Annotated in this window: 25 protein-coding genes; 12 read left to right on the top strand and 13 right to left on the bottom strand. The window is 47.1% G+C overall.

The window, feature by feature from the left end; all coding sequences use genetic code 11:
- Positions 1-142: 142 nt before the first annotated feature.
- A complete protein-coding gene (locus OU793_RS02230; protein WP_005465952.1) occupies positions 143-619 on the top strand; it encodes an Lrp/AsnC family transcriptional regulator in 477 nt (158 codons plus the stop codon).
- A gap of 80 nt (positions 620-699) precedes the next feature.
- Here OU793_RS02230 and OU793_RS02225 read toward each other — a convergent pair whose 3' ends face one another.
- Both OU793_RS02225 and OU793_RS02220 read right to left on the bottom strand, forming a co-directional pair.
- Positions 700-1,407: a DUF445 domain-containing protein gene (locus tag OU793_RS02225; RefSeq protein WP_005484721.1), complete on the bottom strand. Its 708-nt coding sequence runs from the start codon at positions 1,405-1,407 to the stop codon at positions 700-702.
- Between the two features lie 562 nt (positions 1,408-1,969).
- Positions 1,970-3,820 carry an ABC transporter ATP-binding protein gene (locus tag OU793_RS02220; RefSeq protein ID WP_005477482.1) on the bottom strand — a complete coding sequence of 617 codons (1,851 nt, stop codon included), beginning with the start codon at positions 3,818-3,820 and terminating at the stop codon, positions 1,970-1,972.
- Between the two features lie 403 nt (positions 3,821-4,223).
- Here OU793_RS02220 and OU793_RS02215 point away from each other — a divergent pair, with 403 nt between their 5' ends.
- The gene (locus OU793_RS02215; RefSeq protein WP_140103054.1) at positions 4,224-5,225 is read left to right on the top strand and encodes an arginine deiminase-related protein; all 1,002 of its coding nucleotides are present in this window, start codon (positions 4,224-4,226) and stop codon (positions 5,223-5,225) included.
- 112 nt (positions 5,226-5,337) lie between these two features.
- On the opposite strand, the gene OU793_RS02210 is transcribed toward OU793_RS02215, so the two are convergent.
- Complete coding sequence (locus OU793_RS02210; protein WP_069489157.1) at positions 5,338-6,261, bottom strand: AraC family transcriptional regulator; 924 nt, start codon at positions 6,259-6,261, stop codon at positions 5,338-5,340.
- A 364-nt stretch (positions 6,262-6,625) separates the two neighbouring features.
- Here OU793_RS02210 and OU793_RS02205 point away from each other — a divergent pair, with 364 nt between their 5' ends.
- The 3 genes from OU793_RS02205 to OU793_RS02195 are packed head-to-tail and all read left to right on the top strand — an operon-like array spanning position 6,626 to position 7,954.
- Positions 6,626-7,075, top strand: a complete 450-nt coding sequence (locus tag OU793_RS02205) for a cupin domain-containing protein (protein WP_031381652.1) — start codon at positions 6,626-6,628, stop codon at positions 7,073-7,075.
- A gap of 35 nt (positions 7,076-7,110) precedes the next feature.
- Positions 7,111-7,245, top strand: coding sequence for a hypothetical protein (locus OU793_RS02200; RefSeq protein ID WP_256898109.1), 135 nt, complete (start codon positions 7,111-7,113; stop codon positions 7,243-7,245).
- 58 nt (positions 7,246-7,303) lie between these two features.
- Positions 7,304-7,954: a carboxymuconolactone decarboxylase family protein gene (locus tag OU793_RS02195; protein ID WP_180793840.1), complete on the top strand. Its 651-nt coding sequence runs from the start codon at positions 7,304-7,306 to the stop codon at positions 7,952-7,954.
- Here the strand turns inward: OU793_RS02195 and OU793_RS02190 are convergent.
- From OU793_RS02190 to OU793_RS02160, 7 genes are all read right to left on the bottom strand, one after another.
- Positions 7,915-8,466 (bottom strand): YgjV family protein, encoded by a 552-nt coding sequence (locus tag OU793_RS02190; RefSeq protein ID WP_025545442.1) that lies wholly within the window; start codon positions 8,464-8,466, stop codon positions 7,915-7,917. The two genes, OU793_RS02195 and OU793_RS02190, sit on opposite strands and share 40 nt — an antisense overlap.
- Before the next feature lie 94 nt (positions 8,467-8,560).
- Entirely contained in the window at positions 8,561-9,190 is a 630-nt protein-coding gene (locus OU793_RS02185; RefSeq protein ID WP_140103052.1) for a bifunctional 4-hydroxy-2-oxoglutarate aldolase/2-dehydro-3-deoxy-phosphogluconate aldolase, read from the bottom strand.
- A 9-nt stretch (positions 9,191-9,199) separates the two neighbouring features.
- On the bottom strand, positions 9,200-10,177 hold the full coding sequence (locus OU793_RS02180; RefSeq protein WP_140103051.1) for a sugar kinase: 978 nt from the start codon (positions 10,175-10,177) through the stop codon (positions 9,200-9,202).
- Between the two features lie 3 nt (positions 10,178-10,180).
- Positions 10,181-11,593 (bottom strand): glucuronate isomerase, encoded by a 1,413-nt coding sequence (gene uxaC, locus OU793_RS02175; protein WP_159404239.1) that lies wholly within the window; start codon positions 11,591-11,593, stop codon positions 10,181-10,183.
- A gap of 12 nt (positions 11,594-11,605) precedes the next feature.
- Positions 11,606-13,069, bottom strand: coding sequence for a mannitol dehydrogenase family protein (locus tag OU793_RS02170; RefSeq protein ID WP_159404238.1), 1,464 nt, complete (start codon positions 13,067-13,069; stop codon positions 11,606-11,608).
- An 81-nt stretch (positions 13,070-13,150) separates the two neighbouring features.
- Complete coding sequence (locus OU793_RS02165; protein ID WP_140103048.1) at positions 13,151-14,452, bottom strand: TRAP transporter large permease; 1,302 nt, start codon at positions 14,450-14,452, stop codon at positions 13,151-13,153.
- Positions 14,453-14,463: 11 nt separating this feature from the next.
- Positions 14,464-14,979 carry a TRAP transporter small permease gene (locus tag OU793_RS02160; RefSeq protein ID WP_025504690.1) on the bottom strand — a complete coding sequence of 172 codons (516 nt, stop codon included), beginning with the start codon at positions 14,977-14,979 and terminating at the stop codon, positions 14,464-14,466.
- A gap of 321 nt (positions 14,980-15,300) precedes the next feature.
- Between OU793_RS02160 and OU793_RS02155 the strand changes: the two genes are divergently transcribed.
- The 4 genes from OU793_RS02155 (at position 15,301) to OU793_RS02140 (ending at position 19,946) form a co-directional block, all read left to right on the top strand.
- A complete protein-coding gene (locus OU793_RS02155) occupies positions 15,301-16,284 on the top strand; it encodes a TRAP transporter substrate-binding protein (RefSeq protein ID WP_140103047.1) in 984 nt (327 codons plus the stop codon).
- A gap of 107 nt (positions 16,285-16,391) precedes the next feature.
- Entirely contained in the window at positions 16,392-17,183 is a 792-nt protein-coding gene (locus OU793_RS02150; protein ID WP_005461367.1) for an FCD domain-containing protein, read from the top strand.
- 129 nt (positions 17,184-17,312) lie between these two features.
- Positions 17,313-18,500, top strand: a complete 1,188-nt coding sequence (gene uxuA / locus OU793_RS02145) for a mannonate dehydratase (protein WP_140103046.1) — start codon at positions 17,313-17,315, stop codon at positions 18,498-18,500.
- A gap of 207 nt (positions 18,501-18,707) precedes the next feature.
- Positions 18,708-19,946, top strand: a complete 1,239-nt coding sequence (locus tag OU793_RS02140; protein ID WP_140103045.1) for a DEAD/DEAH box helicase — start codon at positions 18,708-18,710, stop codon at positions 19,944-19,946.
- A gap of 65 nt (positions 19,947-20,011) precedes the next feature.
- On the opposite strand, the gene OU793_RS02135 is transcribed toward OU793_RS02140, so the two are convergent.
- Positions 20,012-20,704 carry an MOSC domain-containing protein gene (locus OU793_RS02135; protein WP_140103044.1) on the bottom strand — a complete coding sequence of 231 codons (693 nt, stop codon included), beginning with the start codon at positions 20,702-20,704 and terminating at the stop codon, positions 20,012-20,014.
- A 111-nt stretch (positions 20,705-20,815) separates the two neighbouring features.
- Here OU793_RS02135 and OU793_RS02130 point away from each other — a divergent pair, with 111 nt between their 5' ends.
- The gene (locus OU793_RS02130; protein WP_031792002.1) at positions 20,816-21,631 is read left to right on the top strand and encodes a helix-turn-helix transcriptional regulator; all 816 of its coding nucleotides are present in this window, start codon (positions 20,816-20,818) and stop codon (positions 21,629-21,631) included.
- A gap of 88 nt (positions 21,632-21,719) precedes the next feature.
- Positions 21,720-22,712, top strand: a complete 993-nt coding sequence (locus OU793_RS02125; RefSeq protein ID WP_140103043.1) for a zinc-dependent alcohol dehydrogenase family protein — start codon at positions 21,720-21,722, stop codon at positions 22,710-22,712.
- Positions 22,713-22,760: 48 nt separating this feature from the next.
- Here the strand turns inward: OU793_RS02125 and OU793_RS02120 are convergent, their stop codons facing one another.
- Positions 22,761-24,074: a 6-phospho-beta-glucosidase gene (locus OU793_RS02120; RefSeq protein WP_140103042.1), complete on the bottom strand. Its 1,314-nt coding sequence runs from the start codon at positions 24,072-24,074 to the stop codon at positions 22,761-22,763.
- A 115-nt stretch (positions 24,075-24,189) separates the two neighbouring features.
- Between OU793_RS02120 and OU793_RS02115 the strand changes: the two genes are divergently transcribed.
- Entirely contained in the window at positions 24,190-25,122 is a 933-nt protein-coding gene (locus OU793_RS02115; RefSeq protein ID WP_023584446.1) for a LysR substrate-binding domain-containing protein, read from the top strand.
- A gap of 21 nt (positions 25,123-25,143) precedes the next feature.
- On the opposite strand, the gene OU793_RS02110 is transcribed toward OU793_RS02115, so the two are convergent.
- On the bottom strand, positions 25,144-26,229 hold the full coding sequence (locus tag OU793_RS02110) for a methyl-accepting chemotaxis protein (protein ID WP_020838310.1): 1,086 nt from the start codon (positions 26,227-26,229) through the stop codon (positions 25,144-25,146).
- Positions 26,230-26,364: the final 135 nt, after the last annotated feature.

Here is a 26,364-nt window from a genome sequence, read left to right as displayed (position 1 = left end):
TGTGTTTTTAGGTTGATGATGACTTTTTGTGCTAAGCAAACGTTAAAACTAAGCGGAATTCACACGTTGTTCATTTGTTAGTTTGCAAACATAACGGTAACGATTAATGTAAAGCTCCCTGAGTTGTTACAAGGATGTGTTGATGAGCTACCAATTAGACAGGATTGATCTGCATATTTTGAGAGTGCTTCATTCACGCGGGCGAATTCCAGTCGTCGAACTGGCGAAGCAGATTAACTTAACCACGTCGCCGTGCTCAGATCGCGTCAAAAGGCTTGAGAAAGAAGGCTATATCAATGGTTATCATGCCGAGTTGAATGCTGAAAAATTAGGATTGGATGTTCAGGTGTTCATTCATATTCGTTTGGATCAAACCAGCTTCTCGATTTTTGAAAAGTTTGCCAAAGCGGTGGAATTGATGCCAGAAATTGAAGAGTGTTATTCGCTCTCTGGTGACTTCGACACCATGATTAAAGTCCGAGTGAAGAACATGAAAGCGTATCAAGAGTTCATGTCGAGTAAGCTAGGCACGCTACCGGGTGTTATTCAGACGCGAAGTGAAGTGGTGATAGAAGAGCACAAAACGGGATTTGGTGTGAATCCGGAGCTATTAGGCTAACGCACTTGTCGTGGGACAGGACATAAAAAAGGAGCCAAAAGGCTCCTTTTTCGATAGGTCTCTCGATGTTTAGTGAAGGATTATGCGCCGATAAAGGTGCTAATAACACCAATCAAACCACCGAATACGCCACCCCAAACTACTAGCCAGCCTAGGTGTTCTTTAATCATTTTTTGCACCATTTCTTTAACCAATGCCGGCGTTAACTCGCTAAGGCGTTGGTCGATGATGCCTTCGATGTTCTGCTTAATCTCATCCATCATGGCTGGTGATTCAAACTGCTCTTTCAAAGCTTCTTTAATGCTGTCGCTCTTGCTCAGTTCGATGATGGACACTTGCATCTTTTCGACGAAAGGTTGTCGCATCGGCTGTAGAGCTTCCGCGCCACCAAACATCGCTAGCATGCCGCCAAACTGGGAGCCCTCAATGACTTCTACTAATGAGTCAAAGGCTGGGTTTAGATCCACTTTCTCAATCACAGGTTGAAGATCGATGTTCACACCGCCCGCCATTTCTTTATTCAAGAATCGGTCGATGTTCGCTTCGGTAAAGAACTGTTCCATCATCAAATTTTTGATCGCCAGTTTGAATTCTTCAAACCGTGCGGGAATCACACCAGAACCGTATAAGCCCGGCACTTTTTCAAACAGCATGTGGATGGCAAGCCAGTTAGTGATGGCGCCAGAGAAGGCAAAGAGACCTGCATACCAAAGATAGTCGTTCTGAAATTGATGGCCCGCACCCATCAAAGCGATGGCGAGCAGATTCGTTAGCAAACTTTTGTTCATAGTGACCAGTTATGTATGAATAGAGGAAGAAATAAGTGGGCCAGATTCTATACCTAAGTCACATTGAGATGCTAGGTGTTGAGCAGATTGGTTTGCGTGGAAGCGTAGGGAGATAATTGAGGCTTTAGAAAAACAAAACCCGACAATCATTGTCGGGCCACTGCTTTTTCTTAGAAAAACTAAGATTCTATTTTTTTTATTTTTAGATGCGGTAGATCTTACAACAAAGTTGGCATTTCCATCTTTCTGAATAGCCGAATAGCTTGTCAGCCCAACTAGGTTTTACTTGTACGATCTGCATTGAACCACATTTACACATAAGCTAATTACCTTATTGTTAATTTAATAACTAAGCCATCTATTGAGTATAGCTGCTTATCAAAAAGTGAAACGATAAATGAATTCAGCTAGGTACTCTGCATTGTGTCCATTGCAATAGATACGCAACGAGGCGCTATATTAGCAGAAAAAGTGTGATCTTCATCATTGTTGGTGTTTCATAAATGAGAATGAGTGAGTTCGTCAGTTCAGTGCTCATGTAATTCGAGAATAAAAAACGGTGTTAAGAAGCTTGCTGATTGTCTAGTTCTTCACCAAGAAAACCGCCAGTTTGGTGTGCCCAAAGCTGTGCGTAGATGCCGTTATGAGCGATCAGCTCTTGGTGCGAGCCTTGCTCTACGACGTTACCTTTGTCGAGAACGATTAAGCGATCCATCTGGGCGATGGTCGACAATCGGTGTGCTATTGCAATCACGGTTTTTCCTTGCATGAGCTCGTTCAAGCTTTCTTGGATAGCGGCTTCGACTTCTGAGTCCAGAGCTGAAGTTGCTTCATCCAGTACCAACAGCGGCGCGTCTTTCAATAACACACGAGAAATAGCGATACGCTGACGCTGACCACCAGACAACTTCACGCCTCGTTCGCCAACTTGCGCATCGTAGCCGACATTGCCAAATGGGTCTGTCAGTGTTTCGATGAACTCGTGAGCGTGCGCTTGTTTCGTCGCTTTAAGCAGTTCCTCTTCTGAGGCGGTTGGGTTGCCGTACAAGATGTTATCTCTTATTGAACGGTGCAAAAGAGACGTATCCTGTGTCACCATACCAATTTTCGAGCGCAACGAATCTTGCGTGACGTCAGCAATGTTTTGACCGTCAATCTTGATGCTACCTTCTTCCACATCATGGAAGCGTAACAGCAAGTTCACCAACGTGGATTTGCCAGCGCCAGAGCGCCCAACCAAGCCGACTTTTTCTCCAGGTTTGATGTCGAGATTCAGATGGTTGATGACGCCTTTGTTTTCACCGTAATGAAAGCTGACGTTATCGAACTGGATGCCACCTTGAGATACGACCAAGTCTTTCGCATTCGGTTTGTCTTGGATATCGATAGGTTTGGACAGTGTTTTCATGCCATCCACGACAGTACCCATGTTTTCAAACAGGGCTCCGACTTCCCACATGATCCACATCGACATGCCGTTAACGCGCAGCGCTAGGCTGACCGCAATAGCAATGGCGCCGACGCTAATCGCGCTGTCCAACCACAGATAAATCGACAAAGCCGCGACGGAAAACACCAAGATGTAGTTGGAGATTTCAACCGCCACGTCAAAGCCCGTAACCAAGCGCATTTGACGATAAACCGTGTTGAGAAATCCTTTCATGCCTTGTTCGGCATATTGGGTTTCTCGTTGGCTATGTGAAAACAGCTTCACGGTTTGGATGTTGGTGTAGCTGTCGACAATACGGCCTGTCATGGTTGAGCGCGCATCGGCTTGCTCAGAGGCCACATCTTTCAGTTTCGGTACAAAGTAAATCTGAATCGCGATGTAAACCAAAAGCCAGACAATCATTGGAATCATTAAACGCCAATCTGCAGCTGCTAACATCACGACCATACTGGTGAAGTAAACCGTCACGTAGACAAACACGTCCATGCTCTTCATGACCGTTTCACGTACTGCGAGAGAGGTTTGCATCACTTTGGTTGCAACGCGCCCTGCAAAATCATCTTGATAGAAGTTCAGACTCTGATTGAGCAGATAACGGTGAGCAAGCCAGCGAATGGACATTGGGTAGTTACCCAACAAGGTTTGATGCACCAGCAAAGAGTAGATAACAACCAAAAGTGGCATCACAACCAGAAGTAAGACGCCGTAAAAAATCAGATCCGCTCGGTTATCTTGCAAAAAGGTTTCTGGATTACTGGTGGAAAGCCAGTCTACCAGTTGGCCCATTGCACCAAACAGCATGACTTCAACGATGGCAACAATCGTCGACATCAGTGACATGATGATCAGTGGCTTTTCATACCCTCGGGTGTAATGGCGTAGAAAGGCAAAAATCCCTGAAGGGGGCTGATCGGGCGTAGATTTGGGAAACGGCTCTGTGAAGCCTTCAAATCGTTTAAACATAACTCATCCTAAAGTTAAAACAATGCCATCTCGGTCTACTGAATCCATCGATTTACACTGCTTGGACATGGCAGTGCGCACCGAGATAGGTGGTAAGAAATATCGTTGTCCGCTGGCCAGAAAAGCAGACGAGTTTGTGAGAGGGGCGAAAAAATAGTCTAACCGATCGCCTTTTAAATGTAACTAGTTGGTTATGAACTGAATTGAAATATCCCATTTATTGGATTTGTCATGTCCGAGCCACAAAAGCGTAAACCAGCAAAGTGACAATAAAAAATCGTGTTTCGCTGTCTAATTGCAGGAAAAATTACTTTTAGAGAATAGAAATAATCGCGAAAACAGCAAAACTGAAGTTAACAATAAATTTACAATCTCTCCATTCTAGAGATAAGGAATATATTGGATGCTATTACACGAATCAGTACCCCAATTTGCTGATGGGAAAGAAGAAAGCACACAAAGTGCTCTGCGCCAAACCGCAAACTGCGTAGTGATGGTGCCACCTAAAGAATTTCGTTTTAATGAAGAAACGGCGCAAGACAATGAGTTTCAGCATCAGGTGTCATTGAGCCAGAAAGAAGTATCGCAAAAAACCATGGCTGAATTTTCGGCAATGGTTGCCACGTTGCGCCAAGAAGGAGTGCAAGTGGTGGAATTTGACTATCCAGTTTCTGATGTTGCGACGCCAGATGCGGTATTTCCAAACAACTGGTTTAGCACAACACCAGACGGCACGCTTTATACCTTCCCAATGGCCTGTGAAAACCGTCAGCATGAGGTGCGCCCAGAAGCGTTAATTGCCGTGCTAGCCGCTGCAGGACGTGAAGTTCACCAACAAAGCAGTCTAACGGATTACTTAGGCGATCATGCGTACCTAGAAAGCACTGGTGTGATGGTTTTTGATCATCTAAACAAAACCGTTTATGCCGCGTTGTCACAGCGTTGTGATCGCCTAGTGTTGGAAGATTACGCGAATCGCATTGGTTATGAGCGCGTGATTTCATTCCAAACCCGGTTGCCATCAGGTTCGCCGATTTACCATACCAACGTGATGATGGCTGTGGGTGAGCAGTTTTGTGTGATTTGTGATGAAGTGATCCCAGAATTTGAGCGTCGTTTTGTTTTGAAGTCTTTGGCAAAAGATAAACAAGTTATCTCAATTTCGCTTGATCAGATGAACCAGTTCTGTGGCAACATTCTGCAACTGGAAACCATCAACGGCGACAAGGTGATTGCGATGTCTCAATCGGCGTACGATGCATTCTCACCAGCACAAAGAAACCAATTGGCGACACACGGTAAATTGCTGCCATTCGATGTTTCTACCATAGAATCTATTGGTGGTGGTTCTGTACGTTGCATGTTGGGTGAAGTGTTCTTACCGAGTCGCAAGGCTGTGCTTTAACAAACTACACATTTTTTGTCAGCCGCAGTGAAGTGCTGACGAAGCGATCTCTTCATGGGTTTTTAGCCGTTAGCTCTGTGGCAGTACAGACTAACGGCTTTTTTGTGACAATCTAGCCTAAATTTTCTCTTAGCAATTTGATGTCTTTAGACGGCGGTGCGCCAAACAAGCGGCTGTATTCCCGACTGAATTGAGACGGACTTTCATAGCCAACTTTGAATGTCGCAGCCATGGCGTCTAAGTTTTCTGTCAGCATCAATCGGCGTGCTTCGCTTAAGCGTAACTTCTTTTGAAACTGTAATGGTGTCATGGACGTCATGGAGCGAAAGTGCGTGTAAAACGACGACTTACTCATACCTGTGTACGAAGCCAAATCTCCAACACTTAATGGTTTGACAAAGTTGTTTTTGAGCCAGTCGATGGCTTTGGCTATTTGATGGCTATGGCTGCCCGCAGTCACGATTTGATGGAGACGCGTGCCCTGTTCACTCATCAAAAGGCGATAAAAAATCTCCCGTTTAATGATGGGCGCTAAAATTTTGATGTTTTGGCCTTCGTCTAATAATTCTGCTAAACGTACAAACGCATCCAATAGAGATTCCGACAACTCACCGACAGCAATGCCTTTTTGCGCTTCTTTGGCTTGAGTAAAGGCAAGTTCGCTATCGACAATCAGTTGGGAAATCTCGGTCAAATCCAGCTCCATGATCAGCCCTAAATAAGGTTGCTCCTCACTGGCTTCGATAATGTTGGCAATGATAGGGAGATCGACAGAAGAAATCAGGAAGTGGTTGGCATCGTAAATAAAGCTTTCCTCTCCCAATAAGACTCGCTTCCTGCCTTGCGCGATAAGACAAATACTTGGATTGTGGGTATAGCTCGTAGGCGGCGTCGGCGTTGTCCAGCGACTGAACCTCAACCCCGAAATTGGCGTGTCGTATTGGTTTGCGTTTCCCGTCCATCGATCAATCAGTTTGGCTAATTTCTGAGTGGCGAATGCTCTACTTGGTAAGTTGGTTGGTGATGAATCTGACATCGCGAAAAGGCTCTCGGATTATTGAGGTTGTTATTCAATGTATACACGACATTTTGCGAAGTAAAGATTATCAGGCAAGGTTCTGTTTTTCTTTTGTGCGATTTTGAACCGATCCAATTTAAACGTTTTTAATCTCTGCTCTTATTTATTTTACTTTTAAATTAATGGCTTACTTATTGTTTTTGGCAAGGAAAGAGACGGTTGGTCGTCTTTCGTACCAAAATGAAAATCAGATTGTTTGGAAAATTAGGCAAGTATTAGCCATGAATAGGCTAACGATAAATGGCCTGCGGCGTTAACGTTATCTACACAGTTTGGCGAATGCTCGATACGCATCCTGCATTCCATAAAGAGACGTAGAGCAATGGTTAATCACACAGCAAAAACACAGATTCCACAATCACTAAAAGCCGGAGTATTTAACGGCCATGGCATTTTTGATTTCGGGGCTAAGAACGAAGCGTATGCCGATTACTTCACGGGGACAAGCTACTTGGCGTTGCTCAACCAACCGGGGCTGCTCGTAGCAAATGTGACGTTTGAACCGGGCTGCCGTAATTTTTGGCACATTCATCACGAAGGTGGACAAATCTTGCTCGTGACGGGAGGCCGCGGGTGGTATCAAGAATTTGGTCAGCCAGCACAAGCGCTCAACGTGGGCGATGTCGTGCATATTGCGCCTGGCACTAAGCATTGGCATGGCGCAGCTAAAGACAGCTGGTTTTCACATGTAGCAATAGAAATACCCGCTGAAGGAGCAAGCAATGAGTGGTGTGAACCCGTGACGGACGAAGAGTACGCAGAGCTTGGCTAATTGAACGCTAACTTAAGGACGTCGGAGATCTGACAATGACAGGCAAGCCAAGTAAATATCAAACTTACATGAGCGTAAATATTGCGCTCATTGGTGTCGCTTTTATGGCTCCTCAAGTCGCTTCGGCGTGTGGTCAACCAACGGAAGGTTCTGACGATGATCGCAATTAAAACTTCAATTAAGTCCATATTAATTTGGGTACTGACTATGACAACGATATCCGCCGTTATGCCTGCTTTTGCAACAGATAAATTGAGTAATAAAGAACGAGCAATCGTTCCAATCGCGGCTTTCACCGCAAGCGGTGACGTAGAAAAACTTAAGATTAGCCTGAGTGATGGTTTAGAGAGCGGCTTAACGATCAATGAGATTAAAGAAGTTCTCGTTCAACTATACGCTTACGCAGGTTTTCCCCGCAGTTTGAATGGATTGGCTGCTTTTATGGAAGTAGTTGAAGTGCGCAAAAATCGTGGTATTACCGACACATTAGGGCGTGAATCGACGCCGTTATCGACAGATAAAAGCAGCTTAGAGCTAGGCAGTCAGAACCAAACAACGCTGGTCGGTATGCAAGTCAAAGGCCCGCTGTTCGACTTTTCACCTCAAATAGATCAGTACTTAAAAGCCCATTTGTTTGGTGACATTTTCGCGCGTGACCTCCTGACGTGGAAACAACGAGAAATTGCCACGATTGCAGCGCTGGCAAATATCAACGGAGTGAACAGCCAGCTTGCGGCGCACTACAACATCAGCATGAATAATGGCGTGTCTGCCGAAGAACTGAATGATTTCATTCTGGTTTTAAAGCAGTGCTGTGATGAAAGTATTGCGAGTAATGCTCAATCTGTACTGGATTCGGTGTTAGACGCCAAAAACTGATTGTTTTGGGTTTGGGAGAGGCGCTCTTGGGCATGAAACAAACGATAAATGGTCAACAGGTTGGTGACGATAAAGGTGCTCTCAACCAATGAGCCACCGATCGAGCCAAGCCATAGGTTGTGGCTCACCCAACAAAATGAGTTGAATAAAATTAAGCTGCGCAGGGCGATGCCTTGTTTGGAAAACAGTGCCCAAGTGGCAACGGAGGAACCAAACACGGTGATGAATTCAAAAAAGTGGCTCATGTTTGGCAGGGTCATCAGCCACATCAGTGCAATGAAGAACCACATCACTTTGCGTGATTGGGTTTTGATGGAGGCGAAACTGCGAATGCCATTAATGACCACGCCAATGGCCGCGACGGTTGCGCCCAGTAAGACGAAATGAACGCCCATGATGAAACAAAACGCCATCATCTGATAGCGAAAGCGCAGGTCATCTTTCTGCCAGAAGGCCATCACGCCAACCATAAACGCGATGCCACCAATGCCTTGTGCTAGCCCATTTTCCATCTAGGTTCCTTAATCACGTGAGTGAATGTGAATGCAAACGAATCAGCCCTCCACCGAGGGAGGGCTGGGCACTTTATTCAATCGCTAAAAGCGATTACTCATTTACAAGCGCAACCGCTTCGCGAGTTAGGCGTGCAAGCTCTTCCCAGTTGCCCGCTTCGATCAGTTTCTTGTCTACCATCCAGGTTCCGCCACAGGCCAAAACGCGTGGAATCGCTAAGTAATCTTTGATGTTCGCAGGGTTAATGCCACCAGTAGGCATCAGTTCGATGTCGGTGTATGGCGCAAGCAGTGATTTCACCATGTTGATGCCGCCAGAAGCTTCTGCAGGGAAGAACTTCAAGGTGGTTAATCCCATTTCCAACGCGACTTCAACTGTGCTTGGGTTATTCACACCCGGTACGATATCAATCCCGATCTCTTGGCACGCTTTAACGGTATTTGGGTTAAAGCCAGGCGATACAATAAAGGTTGCGCCTGCTTCTTTTGCTGCAATTGCTTGCTCGCGGTTTAGCACCGTACCGGCACCAATCAGCATGTCTGGCTGGGTTTCACGCAGTAGGCGAATCGCTTCTTCAGCCGCCGCTGAACGGAAGGTGATTTCAGCCGCAGGTAGTCCGTTCTCCGCCAGTACTTTACCTAGTGGGATAATGTCTTCTGCTTTATCAATGGCGATAACTGGGATAACTTTCAGAGCTTTCAATTGTTCTTTAATGCTAGACATGAGTGTTCCTTAAACGACGCCAAGCGCCGGTTGTGTGAATGCTTTGGGAATGATGGCACCGCGATGTTGAATCACAGCACCTGCCAGTGCGTTGCCTCTTTGACATGAGGTCGCGAGATCGGCGCCAGCAAGGTATGCCGATAAAAAGCCACCATTGAATGAGTCGCCCGCAGATGTGGTGTCCAACACTTGAGCGACAGGTTGGGTTGGCACGGCTTGTGGAGCCAGAGCCGCGCTCGAACCCTGATTTGTTGGGTCTTGTACCAAACAGCCATCCGCGCCGAGCTTGACGATGCATTTGCCCACGCCAAGAGAAGTCAGGCGTTCAATGGTTTGCTCTGGTGTTTCGTCACCCCAGATCAATTGCTCATCATCAAAAGTCACCAAGGCAACGTCCGTCAGTTGATACATGGCTTGGTAAACGTTTTTGACGGTTTGATTATCGTCTTGAGGCCACAGTGCTGGGCGGAAGTTACTATCAAACGCGATTTCAACGCCTTGGGCTTTAAGTTCGACCAATAAGTTGAGCAGTGAAATTCGGTCTTCTTCTGGCAAGATGGCCAAAGAGATACCGCTGAGAAACACCGCATCCACTTGAGTTAATGCTTGCTTAACCAGACCAAAGTTAGGATGTTGAAGTAGGTAACGTGCGGCTGATTGATTGCGCCAATATAGAAACGTACGCTCGCCTTGTTCATCAAGCTGAATCAAGTACAAACCCGGTGTGCGAATCTCATCGCGTAGCACTAAGTCTGTTGAGACGCCTTCGTCTTCCCAGCGAGTCAGCATACCCGTGCTGATTGGGTCATTGCCAAGCGCTGTAACGTAAGAGATTTTAACTTCATCAGGTTTGCTATTGGCTTCGCAGCCGCGGCTCAAATAAACCGCAGCGTTGAGCGTATCCCCACCAAATGTTTGATGCATTGAGCCGAACGGTTTGCCATTCAACTCAATCATACATTCACCAATAATGGCGATGTGCTTCATTGGTTACACCCTCTCTTCAAAGTAGCGTTTTGCGTTACCAAAACAGATGTCTTCGACCATAGGGCCAAGCAACGATAGGTCATTCGGAACTTCGCCGTTCTCTGCCCAACGACCGGCCATGTCACACAAGATGCGGCGGAAGTATTCGTGGCGGGTGTAAGACAAGAAGCTGCGCGAGTCCGTTAACATGCCGACGAATTGGCTGAGCAAACCAAGTTGAGAAAGCTGCTCCATTTGGCGTTGCATGCCGTCTTTCTGGTCGTTGAACCACCAACCAGAGCCAAACTGCACTTTGCCCGCGATACCGCCACCTTGGAAGTTACCAATCATGGTTGCCATCATTTCGTTGTCACGAGGGTTCAAACAGTAAAGAATGGTGCGAGGCAGCTCGTTGGTTTGGTCCATTTCATCCAATAGATGTGCCAGTTCAAAAGCAAATGGGCGATCGCCAATCGAGTCAAAGCCAGCGTCGGCACCTAGAAGTTGGAACATGCGTGTGCTGTTGTTGCGCTGCGCGCCAATATGAAGCTGCATGACCCAGCCCAATTGCGCGTAGCGTTTGCCTAGCCAAACTTGAACTGCGGTAGAGAACTGCGCACATTCAAGCTCTGACAGTACTTCGCCATTTAAACGACGAGCCAGCAACGCATCTAAATCAACTTCGCTTGGAATTGGCGCGTAACGGACGATCTCAATGCCGTGGTCTGCCGCACGACAGCCATGTGCATCGAAGTGTGCCAAACGTTTATCTAGTGCAGTCAATAAATCATCAAAGTGGCGAATCTCAATGTCTGCTACTTCGCCCAGTTTGTGCATGTAATCCGCAAACACGTCCAATTCAATCTTGAACGCTTTATACGGACGCCAACTCGGCAGCACTTTAACGTTAAAGGTGTCGTCTTCTGCGATTGCTTTGTGGTGTTCTAGTGAATCGATAGGATCATCGGTCGTGCCCGCCATTACGACGTTCATTTGCTGCATGATGCCACGAGCCGTAAATTCAGGTGTCGCAAGTAGCTCATTACATTGATGCCAAATCTGATCAGCGGTGTTTGGGTTAAACAGCGTATTGGTAATGCCGAATGGGCGACGCAGTTCTAAGTGCGTCCAGTGGTAAAGCGGGTTGCCCAAGGTTTGAGGTACCGTCTTCGCCCACGCCATGTATTTGTCGTAATCGCTCGCATCACCCGTAATCAAACGCTCTTCAATGCCTGCCGAGCGCATACCACGCCATTTGTAGTGATCGCCTTCAAGCCAGATTTGACCCAAGTTATCGAACTGACGATTTTGCGCCACTTCCGCTGGGTTTAGGTGGCAGTGGTAATCATAAATTGGCTGGTGGAACGCATGCTCATGGTACAAGCGGCGCGCCGTTTCGTTTGAGAGTAAAAAGTCTTCACACAAGAAATTCTTCATCGTTAACTCCTATTACAACGCAGCGACAGTGGCACGAGCACCGTTATCGATTAGCGATTGGTAAGCACTGCTCACCGCATCAATCACTTGTGGGTTTTGACCAAGCTCTGCAGGGAAGATGGCTTCAACCGCGAGCAACGCAGGCACAACAGAAACGTTCAAGCCGTGTTGGTCGCAAATCTGACGTAGTGTCTCTGCCATTGGATCGCGAACATCAATGTCGTTGCCTTGCTCGTCCACGCCGGATACGTAGCGCATCCAACCTGCAATCGCCGTTGCCAACCATGAGAAGTTAGAACCTTGAGCAAGATGGAATCGCAAGCTGCCACCCATGCGTTGTGGGATCTTCTGGCTGCCATCCATCGCGATTTGCCATGTTTTGTGTTTCAAGCTTGGGTTAGTGAAGCGCTCGATAAGCAGCTTTGCGTAGCCTTCTAAATCGGTGCCTTCTGGCATGGTCAGCGAAAGAGCTTGCGCTTGCATCATCATGTCGAATGCCGCTTTGCGGTAGCCTTCATCTGTCATGGTGTCAGAGATGTGCGCGTAACCACCAAGGTAACCTAGGTAGGCCAAGAACGAGTGGCTACCATTTAGCATGCGCAGCTTCATTTCTTCGTAAGGCACAACGTCGGCAACAAATTCTGCGCCAGCCACGTTCCAATCCGGGCGACCTGCCACGAAGTTATCCTCGATAACCCATTGGCGGAATGGTTCACAAGCGATGCCACATGGGTCTTCACAGCCAAGTCGCTCAGCGATTTCAGTCAGTGTCTCTTCCGTTGCTGCTGGCACAATGCGGTCAACCATGGTGCAAGGGAAGGTAACGTTGGTTTCAATCCAGTCGCGCAATTCTGGGTCAAGCAGTTGAGCGAACTCAAGTACCGCTGCTTTTGCTACGTGACCGTTCTCTTGCACGTTATCGCAAGACATCACGGTAAATGGCGTCAGACCGCGTTCACGGCGCATCTTCAGTGCTTGCACGATGTAACCCAGTGCCGATTTTGGCTCCGTTGGGTTGGCAAGGTCAGCAATGACTAGCGGGTTGTTTTTATCAAGCGTGCCCGTCGCTGGGTCGGCGCAGTAGCCTTTTTCGGTAATCGTCATTGAAACGATCGCCACTTGTGGCTCTGCCATTTTTTCTAGCACCGCTTGAATGCTGTCGAGGCTTGGGTGGAGTGATTCAGTCACTGAGCCAATCACTTTTACCTCAGTCGATTCTGCGCCTTTCTCTGCCACTGTGTAGAGGTGATCTTGCGCGCGCAGCGATTGAATTAACTCTTCACCACCAAATAGGTTGATTTCGCAAATGCCCCAGTCAGAGCCCGTTTTGCTCAACATTTCATTGGTGAATAGAGCTTGGTGCGCTCGGTGGAAAGCACCGAAACCGAGGTGAACAATACGGCTTTTAAGTGTTGAGCGGTCGTAGTCCGGAAGCAGAACGTTATCATTCAGAGTGGAATTGGAAATAGTCTTCATTGTGGTATCCCTTTTCCCGCAGGCGAACCTGCGGGATGGTGTATTTTAATAATTCGTAATCTAAAACTTATAACCAAGCGCTTAGTAGCCAAGAACAAGGTTAGGCAAGAACAGGCTTAGCTGAGGAATAAAGGTCACGGCCATTAGTGCTGCAATCAGTGCAACGTAGAATGGAAGTAGAGGTTTAATTACTTTGTCGATGGCAACGTTCGCCACAGAACAACCGATGAACAACGCGCTACCAACTGGTGGGGTACAGATACCGATAGCCAAGTTGAAGGTCATCATGATGCCGAAGTGTACAGGGTCAATACCCATATCCAGTGCGATTGGCAGGAAGATAGGCGTAAAGATCAGTACCGCTGGTGTCATGTCCATGAAGATACCGACAATCAGCAGAATGACGTTGATGATCAAGAGAATCATCATTGGGTTGTCAGAGATAGCAAGTAGGGCATCTGCAATCATGTAAGGAATATCGGCGTTTGCCATCGCCCAAGACATGCCCATTGATGCGCCAACCAATAGCAATACGATAGAAGTGGTCACCGCAGACTCTAGGATGATCTTTGGAATGTCACGCCATTTCACTTCGCGGTAAATCAACACCGCTAACACAAAGGTATAAACCACCGCGATAGCTGATGCTTCTGTTGCCGTAAAGATACCGCCAATGATGCCACCCATGATGATCACAATCAGTGCCAAAGATGGGGCTGCTTTCAAGAAGGTATTCCAAACCATTGCCAGAGAAGGGCGTGCTGCCACTGGGTAACCACGACGTTTTGCAATGATACCTGCTACCATCATGATGCTAAGACCCATCAAAATGCCAGGAATGTAACCCGCTAGGAACAATGCTGCGATAGACGTACCGCCAGACACTAATGAGAACACGATCAGTGTGTTACTTGGCGGAATCAACAAACCAGATGGGCAAGAAGTGATGTTCACTGCCGCAGAGAAGTTTTCATCGTAGCCATCTTTCTTTTGCAGAGGAGACATGGTGCCGCCAACCGCTGCTGCAGACGCTACCGCAGAGCCAGAAATCGAACCAAACATCATGTTCGCCATTACGTTCACGTGTGCGAGTGAACCAGGAAGGCGGCCACCAAGCACTTTTGCAAAGTTGATAAGACGCAGTGCGATACCACCTTGGTTCATGATGTTACCCGCCAAGATAAAGAACGGGATTGCCAGTAGAGCAAAGTTATCAAGACCTGCTGCCATGCGCTGAGCTACAACCGCAATCGCCGGCTCTAATGGTAGGCCCATTAAAATGGTTGCCAGTGAAGAAAGACCAATGGCGAAGGAAACCGGTACACCAATTGCCAGTAATACAGCGAAGCTGCCAAATAAGGTAAGAATTAATTGCCATTCCATTGTGGAACCCTCTAAGAATCAAGTTGTGAGTCGGTGACTAGGGCTTCACCAGACATTAATTGTTTGACGCGCTCATAAGCGAAAATCACGGAATAAAAGATCATCAGTGCGCCACTGATAGGCAGGCAGAAATAGATGTAGCCCATCTCTAAGCCCAATGCTGGGGTCAGCTGGCCAGTGGCCAATGTTTTGAGTGCTAATTGTGTTCCGCCGTGGACCAACACCACATAAGAGAAGAGCGCAATGGCCACTTGGATGACGATTTCATTCACCAGTTTTTTCTTGCCTTTGAGTTTCATCGTCAAAAGGTCAATGGCGAGGTGACGTTTGAGACCTGTGGTGTAAGCGGCACCGATAAGCGCCACCCACATAAAGAGATAGCGAGCCAGTTCATCCGTGACGGTGCTTGGTTTACCGAGTACGTAGCGTGAAAGCACCTGCCAAACCACGCAGAAGACAAGAAAGGTCGAAAGAGAGACAGTAAATGCTGCCAACCCCCTGTTGATATACGTGACCAGTTTATTCATTTTCATTTCCTTAAAGTAAACACGCGGACTGCATAACAATTGGTTTACCAATGTGGGCGAGCGTATTTGTGTAGGGTCTCAAAATAGGCATGTTGTTCTGAGTGGATTATAAGTTAGGCGATTTGGTTGTCACGTGAGCAGCTTCACAAATGAATTGGTTAACCAATTTAAGGGTAATTAGTGTGATTTTGGTCAATCAATTTGCTTTTTTGTTTTGACGATAGGTTTTTCGATCGCCAATAATGACCTCGAAACAAGAAATACCGTGAAAAATTAAAACTACCCTACATATTGGATAACCAATCCAAGGAGAATAGAACAATGATGACGCGTAAGACTCTTTTAAGCGCTGTAGTAGGTGCTGCAATGACCTTCGGCGCCACTGCTTCTGCTTATGCTGCGACCACTTTGAAGCTAAGTCACAACCACCCTCGTGACCATGCAGTACATAAAGCAATGGACTTTATGGCAAAAGAAGTTCGTGAAATGACAGACGGGGAAGTTCGTATCCGTATCTACCCTGATGCGCAGTTAGGCACTCAGCGTGAATCGATGGAGCTGATGCAAAACGGTGCTCTGGATATGGTGAAGAGCAACGCGGCAGAATTGGAAGCTTTCTCCCCTGCTTACGCAGCATTCAACATGCCTTACTTGTTCCGCGATAAAGACCACTACTACAAAGTGACAGACGGGGAAGTGGGTCGTGAAATCCTGAATTCTTCAGCGGACAGCGGCTTTATTGGTGTGACTTACTACGATGCGGGCGCACGTAGCTTTTACACCAACAAACCAATCAATACGCCGGAAGATCTAAAAGGTCTGAAAGTACGTGTACAGCCGAGCCCATCTGCTATTGCGATGGTAAAAGCGTTAGGTGGTAACCCGACACCATTGGCATACGGTGAGCTATACACAGCATTGCAACAAGGCGTGGTGGATGCTGCGGAAAACAACATCCCATCATTTAGCTTGAGCCGTCACAGTGAGGTATCGAAATACTTCAGCCTAGACGAGCACACCATGGTGCCAGACGTATTGGTTATTTCGACTAAAACGTACGACAAGCTAACACCTGAGCAACAAAAAGCACTGATGAAAGCAGCAGCAGACTCTTCTGAATACATGAAGAAGTTGTGGGCTGAGTCAGAAGCAAAAGAGCGTACAAAAGCTGAAAAGATGGGCGTAACTTTTGTTGAACCAAATAAAGCGGCATTCGTTGAAGCGGTTCAACCAATGTACGCGGACTTAGAAAGGACAAATCCTGAATTAAATGAACTGGTTGAGAAGATCAAAGCAGTTAAGTAATTCACAAAGTAATTAGTAATAAACAATCGAAAACAAGGTGTTACCACATTCTGGTACATAGAGGTTGACCAATTGCTATTGGTCGTTATGATGGCGTGAGAAGTTAGATGGAATATAGTGATAATATCATCATGATGCCTTTTGAACCGAAAAGACCGTATCAAGAGATCGGTTTAGTCCTTAGACAAGAACTTATCAATGGCCGTTACGTGGTCGGAGATAGGCTACCGCCTGAGCGCGATATCGCAGAACGTCTCGACGTTAGCCGCACAGTAGTGCGTGAAGCGATCATCATGCTGGAGCTGGAAAACCTTGTCGAAGTGAAGAAAGGTTCTGGAGTGTATGTCATCAATATTCCATCTCAACCGAACTCCCGTGAGAACGTGATCAGCGATGATGCCGGTCCGTTTGAAATGCTCCAAGCTCGCCAGTTGCTTGAAAGTAACATTGCGGAATTTGCAGCGATGCAAGTAACGCCTGGCGACATCGTGAAAATGCGTGCAGCCCTTGAGTTAGAACGAGAAGAACTCGCCAGTGGCACCGCAGATTGCAACGGTGATGAGAAGTTTCACATGTGCATTGCAGAGGCAACTCAAAACTCTGTGCTGGTGGACATGTTGAAGCAATCTTGGGAGCGACGCGAGAGCAGCCCAATGTGGAAGAAACTTCATTCTCACATTGCTGGTCAAGACTACCGTGAAGAGTGGTTAGACGATCACGCCAAAATCCTTGCCGCATTGCAGCGTAAAGATCCTATCGCTGCAAAAAATGCCATGTGGCAACACCTTGAAAACGTTAAACAGCGCCTGTTGGAGCTGTCTGACATCGATGACCCGAATTTTGATGGTTACTTATTCAGTTCCAACCCTGTTGTTCTGCAGGGTGCTGAAAACGGTTAACCACATTGCCGGCTTCGGTCGGCTCTAGTCAGCGCAGCTGCATTATCGTGGCTGCATATTAAGAAGTCGTTGTGCACTTAGCTTGATAAATTCGAGCGGGCTGAGTGCGTCTTAAAAAAGGTGAGTGTCATGGAACAAACTTGGCGTTGGTACGGTCCGAATGACCCTGTGTCGCTAGACGATATTCGTCAAGCAGGCGCAACAGGCATTGTGAATGCCTTGCATCACATTCCAAATGGTGAAGTGTGGTCTAAAGAAGAGATTTTAAAACGTAAAGCCATCATCGAAGAGAAAGGCTTAACGTGGTCAGTGGTTGAAAGTGTGCCAGTTCACGAAGAAATCAAAACTCAGACGGGCAACTTCCAACAATGGATCGACAACTACAAGCAAACCCTGCGTAACCTTGCAGAGTGCGGTATCGACACCGTTTGCTACAACTTTATGCCGGTGCTTGACTGGACGCGCACCGACTTAGAATTTGAAATGCCAGATGGCTCTAAAGCGCTGCGTTTTGACCAAATCGCCTTTGCGGCATTTGAGCTGCACATTCTCAAGCGTCCGGGCGCGGAAGCGGATTACACCGAAGCGGAACAAGCGCAGGCATTGGAATACTTCAACAACATGTCTGAAGCGCAAATCCAGCAGCTCACCAGCAACATTATTGCAGGCTTGCCGGGCGCAGAAGAAGGCTACACCTTGGAAGAGTTCCAAGCGCAACTCGACCGCTACGCGGGCATTAGCAAAGACAAACTGCGTGAGCATATGGCGTATTTCTTGTCGCAACTGATGCCTGTGTGTGAGGAGCACGGCTTGAAACTCGCGGTGCACCCAGACGATCCACCGCGCCCAATTCTTGGCTTGCCGCGTATCGTTTCAACCATCGAAGATATTGATTGGTTGACCGAAAAAGTGCCAAGCAAAATGAACGGTTTGACCATGTGTACCGGCTCTTACGGTGTGCGTGGTGACAACGACTTAGTGAAGATGATCAAAAAGCACGGCGAGCGCATTTACTTCACCCACTTGCGTTCCACCAAACGCGAAGAAAGTAACCCGATGACATTCCACGAGGCGGCTCACCTTGATGGCGATGTGGACATGTACAATGTGGTGATGGCGATTCTGGATGAAGAACGGCGCCGCGCAGAAGTGGGCGACCATCGTTTGATCCCAATGCGACCGGATCACGGCCACCAAATGCTGGATGACCTGAAGAAGAAAACCAACCCAGGCTACTCCGCTATTGGTCGTTTGAAAGGTCTTGCAGAAGTGCGTGGTCTAGAGATGGCACTAAAACGCGCTTTCTACACTAAGTAACGATTTACAATGTAAAACCGTTTTTAAAAGCGCAGGGTTTCGGCTCGGCGCTTTTTTGTTTTCTGACGATTTGCATAGGCGACGTTTGGTTTAAGCGCCTAAAATAGGATGGTTCACCTAACAGATTGTGATAAAGTCCGCGCCTGCGTTTTACCGCATCTTCATTGTTTTTATTGCTTCTTCAACCAAAAGTACAAGGTTTCGCTAATGCCATTTTCTACTCTCTCATTGAGTTCTGAGCTGATTCACGCCCTGCCAAAAGACTTCAAGAGGCCGACCGATATTCAAGCGTTAGCGATTCCTGAACTGTTAGCAGGCAAAGACGTGTTGGCTTTGGCAAATACAGGCAGCGGCAAAACACTTGCTTATGGTTTGCCTTTGTTGGAAAAGCTGAGTGTCAATCCAGAACAAAAAGCGCTGATTCTTGTGCCAACTCGTGAGCTGGCAATGCAAGTGAGTGAAGTAATTAACCAAGTTGGTCAAGTTCTTGAACTCAACGCAGTGTGTTTGTGTGGCGGCGTTGATAAAGAGCAACAACAGCAGGCGCTAACGACAAATCCTCATATCCTTGTTGCGACAACTGGTCGTTTGGTTGATCTAGCAAACAATGGCTTGGATTTGAGCAAGGTTCATTACCTAGTATTGGATGAAGCCGACCGTTTGTTGGATATGGGCTTTTGGCCTGACGTACAAAATATTGCGGGGCTGATTTCAAACCAGCGTCAAACGGCAATGTTCTCGGCAACGTTTTCAGATGAGTTGAAGGGTAAAGCGAAGCTGCTTATGCAGGCACCAAAGCAAGTCGCAGCGCATCAAGAAAACAGCACGAATCAAGACATCGTTGAAACGTTGTACATGGTCAATAAAGGCAGTAAAACCAAGGCATTGATTGAACTGATTCAAAAAAACGCGTGGACTCAGGCGTTAGTCTTTATTGGTGCGAAAGAGAATGCTGATGGCTTAGCGAAAAAGCTGAATAAAGCGGGTATCTCAACCAATGCACTGCATGGTGACAAGAGCCAAGCAGAGCGAGAAGAAGCACTGGCGCAGTTTAAATCTGGGCAAATTCAGGTGTTGATTGCCACTGATCTACTAGCGCGCGGCATTCACATTGAGCAATTACCTGTAGTGATCAACTTTGAACTGCCAATGCATGCAGAAACTTATGTTCACCGAGTAGGACGTACCGCTCGCGCCGGCGAACAAGGTGTGGCGATGTCATTGGTATGTCATGGTGAAATGGACGCACTAAACGCGATTCGTCACCTGACTCAACGTGCATTGCTAGTGCAAGATCTGGTAGGTTTTCCAGTAACGGATAAGCCATCAACTGGCGAGAGCAAACGCGCGCCACGCGATAAAAAAGCCAACCGCCGAACTCATGCTAAGAAGAGCATTAAGCAGTTCCAAGGTAAGTCGAAACGTCCAGCCCCGAGTGCGAAGTAAACCAAAAAACACGCTCTGACGGCATAGTCGGTTCAGAGCGTGGCTTAAAATTTTACTTTGGGGTGTTAACCCGCCGTTGGGCCAATCAAGCGCATTTCCCAATCTTCAACTTCGCCAGTTTCTAGGCGGCGCTCGACCAACTTGCCCCAAGACTCGACTAACGGCAGCTCAGACAGCTTCGTGAGTTCTTCTCTATCTAAACAGCCAGTGAAAACCGCGCCCATGATGCGAGCCAGTGGCCATTCTGGATAAGGTCTTTCGCACAGAATAATCTCGTCACCTGCACCGATATCGCCTTCTTCCAGCACTCGGAAATACCAGCCTGTTCGAAGCGTATCTTGCAGTCTTCTCGCCATGTCGTGTTGGTCAAAGCGTACGTTAAGTTTCCAACAAGGCATGCGACCTTGCGACACTTCCAGTAGTGTTGAGCCGATGCGAATTTTATCTTTCAAGCAAATCGTGGATTCGGTTACGCCTTCGGAGCTGATGTTTTCGCCAAAGCCGCCGGCGGATTGGAAAATGGTTCTTTCGCCTAATTCTTGTTGCCAGATTGGGTAGTGTTCGCTTGGGTAAATATGAAGCGCTTTTTGAATGCCACCATGAAAGCGCGGATCGCCTTGCTCATCACTGGTAAAACCAAGCTCTGTTGCGTGCTGGCGATCAGGCAGCACTTGTTTGTTGATTGCGCTTTGCGCTCCATGAGCATAAGGGACGGTTTTCCCTGCTAGCACAGCTTTTACGACGCCGATTTTCTTCATATAACCTCCTTATTATTTGAATGAGAGATAAAGTGTTTACCTTCATTCACGATGCGGAGCATGATAGCCTAGAGAACTTGTGTCGGAATAGGGATGAAAAGACAATCAACAATGCTAACTCGCCAAATTGATTCGAAGTCAGGCGTCACCACCTCCAATGAGATGATGGCCGCGAATCCCCATTTTCCTGTTTTGGTGAAAACCATCGACATGCCAAAAGGTTACATTGATGCGCTGCATCAACACACTTGGCATCAAATCATCTTTCCTATCAAAGGGTTATTGCAAACGCAAACGGAGCATTATCAGCATTTGGTTCCGCACACTTCTGCGTTATTTGTTCCTGCGGGCGTTCAACATGAGTCGATTGCTCTAAGCAACACGATATTTGTTGGCATTTACCTCAACCCTGAGTTTGGCGCAACGTACGAGCCACAAGTGAGAACCATTGCTTTAACGCCGTTTTTAAATGAGCTTTTACAAGAGATCCGTAGACAGTGTGAAGGTGAGACAAGCCACGAAGAAGTGCTGCATTTGCTAGCGGTGTTGCATGATCAAATTTTGAAAAGCAACGTGCAGACATTTCAGTTGCTGCTGCCACAAGACAGACGACTAAAACTGATTTTCGAGCAGTTGACCGACGAGCCCGCGTTGAGCTGTTCGCTAAAAGAGTGGGGGGAGAAAATTGGGGCGTCTGAGCGCACTTTATCACGGTTGTTCGCTAAGGAATTCAACACTTCATTTCTGCTTTGGCGGCAACAAATTCGGCTAATTTACTCGCTTTCTTTGTTAGATGAATCGTTGCCAATCCAAGCCATTGCAGACCTAGTGGGTTATCAAAATGACTCATCCTACATCAAAGCATTTAAAGCCTATTTTGATATGACGCCACAACAGTTTAGAGTGAACGGCGCATCGCGCAGGTAGAAATACAGAGCTTCGACTTCACTTAATGCTTTTGAGTAGAAGTCGCGAAACTTCCTTTTTGAATTTCAATTACATGGTATGAATAACAATGGCACCAACGATAAATACACGAGTTAATCAATTCTGTTTTGGTCAACCTAAAACGTCGCTGTCGTTGGAAAAAGAGCCCCTAAAACCGCTTGCTCAGGGCAAGGTTCGGGTGCGACTGGAAGCCACCAATATTAACCCAAGTGACTTGCTTTCCATTCATGGTGTTGGGCAATACCGCCGCGTTCACGTACCACCTCGCGTGCCGGGATTTGAAGCGGTTGGGCGTGTGGTGGAAGTCGGTGCTGTCGGTCAAGCTGGCTTTCAAGTTGGGCAAAAAGTGTTGGTGGCGATGAGTGGTACTTGGCAATACTACATCGATGCTTTGCCCGAGAATCTTTTTCCGCTACCTGAAAGTTTGGATAACGGCTATGCCTGCCAGTTGTACATCAACGCGCTAACCGCGTGGGTGATCACCACTAAAGTGGCTAAGTTGAACAAAGAGGATGTGGTGATCATCAATGCGGCAGGGTCAGCGATCGGTAAGATATTTGCCCAGCTTGCTCATTCACTGGGTTTTACACTGATTGCTGTGACTTCAAAGCCAGACGAGTATCCGTACGATACGATTCCAGTGTTGGATGCGAAGAAAGACTTACACGCGCAACTGCAAACACGCAAACTGCTACAACCAACGGTCGCTTTGGATGCGATAGGCGGTGAGGCTGGCACGGATCTCATTCGTACCTTGAAAGAAAATGGTCAATACATCAACTACGGGACGTTATCGTTAGCGCCTTATACGCCCGTGTTTTTTGAGTCCATGAAGACCAACAACACCGACTTTAGTACCTTCTTTTTACGGTATTGGGAAGAATCGGTAGGTAAAGGCGGGAGAAAGACGGCATTCGCTGAAATGTTAAAACACTTTATTGCCAATGATATAAAGCTCGCAGTTGCACACTACTTGCCGTTAGAAGCGTTTCAAACTGCGATTGAACAAATTGAAGAAAAATCACTAGCGCGGAGTGGCAAGATTATTCTAACCATGTGAACACAAAAAGGGATGGCACTCGCCCTCCCTTTTGCATTTTAGTTAGGATTAACGAAACTGCGGCATGTAATCGAGGTTCGCTTGAATGGTCTCTTCCAATGCCTGCTCTAGAATCGTTCCCGTTGTGACCAATGGGTTGAGAATCAACGCTCGGTGCGCCGCATTGCGGTTGCCAGTGACCGCGGCTTCGACAGTGAGCGATTCAAAATCCTTCATCAATTGAATCAGGCGCAGTGTATCTGTTGGAAACGGCGCAACATTCAAAGCAATGGGCCCTGATTTGGTGATCATACAGCTGACTTCCACAGTGCAGTCGTCCGGCAAGCCCGCAATCGCGCCGTTGTTGCGAGTGTTCACGTGCATGATGGTGCGTTTGTCATTGTAGATCGAGCTCATCAGCTCACAGGCCGCTTCTGAGTAATATTGGCCACCGCGCTTTTCGAGTTCTTTTGGTTTCTCGTTAAGCTCTGGGTTGCGGTAGATATCGAACAGACGTTTCTCCATCGCTTTGACCACTTCGCCGCGAGTGCCTTCACCGTTCGCCTCTTCAATTTCCTGCTTCATGATGTCTTCGCTGGTGTAGTAGTAGCGAAGGTAAGCACACGGGATCATCCCCATATTGCGCAGCAGCTCTTGTGGCCATTCGAATGGAGGAATGTTTTGCGGTACTAAAGGATCGTTGCCAGATAGGATCTCTTCGACTACCTCTTGCAGCTTATCGCGACCTTCATGCAGGATCTGACGCGCCCAGATAAAGTGGTTCAAACCCGCGACTTGCAATACAAAGTCTTGCTCGTCAGCCCCCAGCATTTGCGCGATGCCTTTTTGCATGATCACTGGCACGTTGCACAAACCGACCGCTTTTACTTTGGTGTGTTTGAGAATCGCTTCGGTCACCATGCCCGATGGATTAGTGAAGTTCAACAGCCAAGCGTCAGGACACAATTCTTCCATCTCTTTACAGATTTCTAGCGCGATAGGAATGGTGCGACAGGCATTAGCAAAACCGCCTAAACCATTGGTCTCCTGACCGATCATGCCGTATTTAAGCGAGATGCGTTCATCGCGGATGCGACCTTCCAAACAACCCGCGCGAAATTGAGAACAGACAAAATCGGCGTTTTTTAATGCGGGTTTGCGATCCAGCGTTACGTGAACATCAATATGAGACAGGTTGTTTTTCGCCAACATACGGCGTGTTAAGTCGCCAATGATGCTGACTTTCTCTTTGCCATCTTCAATATCGACCAACCACAACTCGCCGATAGGCAATTCATGATTGCGCTTGATGAGACCTTCGATAAGCTCTGGCGTGTAACTGGAACCTGCACCAATAATGGTAATTTTTAGATTCTTTTTCATCGTGCTGTTTCTCGTTATGGATAAGACAGTTTGATTTAAAAGCATCGTGATTCGCTATACAAACCAATTTAAACTTGCTATGCATTAGCCTTTCTAATTTATGTTGAGTGCCAAGATGGACAGAAAACAGCAGATGCTCTCCAACATGTACACTTTCGCCGTTGCTGGTAAGTGTCTCAGTTTTACCAAAGCCGCTGAAGAGTTGTTTATTACCCAAGGGGCAGTGAGCCAACGCATTAAGTCACTGGAAGAACAACTGGGTTTCAGCTTATTTGTGCGTATGACTCGGCGATTAGAGCTGACCAAAGAAGGAGAGCGGTTACTGCACGCGCTTAACCAATCGTTTGAGGTGATTTTCTCTGAACTTGAAGACATCAAATTCAACGAGCTGCGTGGCGAGCTTTACATCGGCGTGGCCCCCACGTTTGCACAGAGTTGGTTACTGCCGCGTATGGTGGAATTTCAGCGTTTGTATCCTTCTCTCAATATCAAGCTTCGAGTAAAGGCAAGCCGATTAGATTTCTTACATGAGCCCGTTGATATTGCGATTTACTACAGTGACAGCGAGCATCCGGGTTTCCATCATCAAAGGCTATTTGATGAAGAGTTGATGCCGGTTTGTAGCCCTGAATACAGCCAAATACATTTCTCCAATGGTATGAGTAGTGCCAGTCAATTTGAGGCCGTGACCTTTATCCATTGCACAGAATCGTTAGAAGCAAACGAGCCAAATCATGAATGGCAGAGCTGGTTAGCAAGCCAAAGCAACCCTGAGCTGAAATCGCTTAATGTGATGGATAAAACCTACCTTTTTAACCATGCCGATATGGCGATGATTGCCGCCAAAAATAGCATGGGCATCGCAATGGCACGGGCATCTTTGGTGCAAACCAGTTTGGAAAAGGGAGAACTGGTCGCGCCTTTTGAACGCGTCAACGCAGGGAGAGGGTACGATTTGATTTGTTTAAACGGCCAGCAGCACAGACCGAAAAATGCCGCGTTTATCGAATGGCTAGAAACGCAGCTACCTCCCCTTGCATCGCAATAAAAACAAAGGGAGGCACAAGTCTTAGTTTGCGATGATTTCATCCATCAAGCGGTCAATGTGAATCACCACTTGCTCACTCGCGTCTTCCATCGAGTTGATGGAGGTCACCATGCCGGCCATATTTCCTGACTTCGCGTGGTTCATCGCATCACGGCCGCTGTCGTGCACACCTTTGTGTGGCGCTTCGAGCTGCGCATAGCTTCTTAGTTGGCTATATGCTTTGCCGTCACCTCGGTAGTACCACTGGCCCAATCGACATTCTGAATGGCTATTGACGGTTTCACCAAAAGAGCCACTTTGCAGCAAGCGATAGATGTTGTTTTTCCAAATGGCATGATCAAGCTTGACCGTATCGAGGAAAGAGCGGGTAGACGCAAAGTGGATCACCCGTTTCATGTGCTCTGATTTGACAACCACCTCGTTGACGATTGAGCCAATTTGCGCCGAAGAGGCGGATACTTCTTCTGCGCAGACTTGGTTTTCATCAATCGCGCTTTTGATTGAGCTGACTTGGGTTAGCACCTGATTAACCAGCGAATCAATTTGTTCGCTCGCTTCACTGGCTTTGCCTGCCAAATTTCTTACCTCGTCCGCCACCACGGCAAATCCGCGGCCTGCTTCACCAGCGCGTGCAGCCTCAATCGCTGCGTTGAGAGCCAATAAGTTCGTTTGGTCAGAAATCTCTTGGATAGTAGATACAAGGTGGGAAATAGAAGTCGCGGTGTTATCTAATATCTGCACAGATTCAATGCTTTGAGTGGCTTGTGAGCTGATTTTTACCGCTCGGTCATCCAGACGTGCGAGTGCTTGATGTGTTTGCTTGAACATATCATCAAGCAGCTTTAGCTCTTCGTTTTCATGCGCCATAGATTGAGCGCTTTCGACCATCGCTGTGCGAATGGTTTGGAGCATATCTCCGCCTTTCAAGCTGCTCGACATCAACTCGTCGCTACTTTCGTAACGCTGTTGCGCTGTGTTCAGTAGTTGTTTGGCTTCTTTTAACTGACGTTCCAACGTCTCTACGTCGGTTTGGTACTTGTCTTTAAGGCTCGCTAATTCCTGCTTAAGCGCCTCATTTTCCATTTTTAATTTTTTTGATCCGAACATATTTTTTATAAATGCAGCAAGGTTTTAAAAAATTCATGTTAAATCAGTTGGATAAGCAATGCACCATGACTTTCATATACTTGTTCATTTTTGTCACATTTTTTATGTGGGTTTTCATAAAAAGAGCGAAAGTCG

This window comes from Vibrio sp. VP6, from assembly GCF_028823755.1.
GTDB classification, from domain to species: Bacteria; Pseudomonadota; Gammaproteobacteria; order Enterobacterales; family Vibrionaceae; genus Vibrio; species Vibrio parahaemolyticus.
This window is presented reverse-complemented; position numbering and strand designations above follow the sequence as displayed.